This window comes from Natrinema soli, from assembly GCF_028618695.1.
Genome location: NZ_JAQIVI010000439.1, coordinates 1 through 529, shown reverse-complemented (window position 1 = coordinate 529; position 529 = coordinate 1). Strand labels below are relative to the sequence as shown.

Genomic DNA, 529 nt, shown 5'->3' with positions numbered 1-529 from the left:
GGCAGCGCCTTGGGCGCGTTAACCGGGTTGCCGATCCGGATCGCGGTCGCGCGCGTCTCGACGTCGTCCCAGCGCCGGACTTCGTCGGCCCCGTTCTCGATCGCCTCGACCATCGGCGCGGCACCCTCGGCCTGGACGCCGGTCAGTTTCGGGACCTCGCCCTCCTCGAGTTCGCCCGCGTGGACGAGTTCGCGGAACGTCTTGTACAGCGCCGACGTGTTACCCGCGTTGCCGACCGGGAGGACGATTCGGTCCGGGACGGTGTCGTAATCGGCGAGGAAGCCCTCGAGGATCTCGAGGCCGATCGTCTTCTGGCCCTCGAGTCGGAAGGGATTCAGCGAGTTCAGCAGGTAGGCCTCGCCCTGCCCCGCGAGTTCCTGAACGATGTCCAGACAGGCGTCGAAGTTGCCGTCGACCTCGAGGATGCGCGCGCCGTGGAGGCTCGCCTGGGCGATCTTGCCGGCGGCGACCTTCCCGGCGGGGAGGAGCACGAGCGTCTGCATCCCACCGCGGGAGCCGTAGGCGGCCA

The 529-nt window shown here is 69.2% G+C and carries 1 protein-coding gene; it reads right to left on the bottom strand.

All coding sequences use genetic code 11. From position 1 onward, the window contains the following. Positions 1 to 529: pyridoxal-phosphate dependent enzyme (locus tag PGX04_RS23455; RefSeq protein WP_273740721.1), on the bottom strand; the 529-nt coding region annotated here is incomplete at both ends.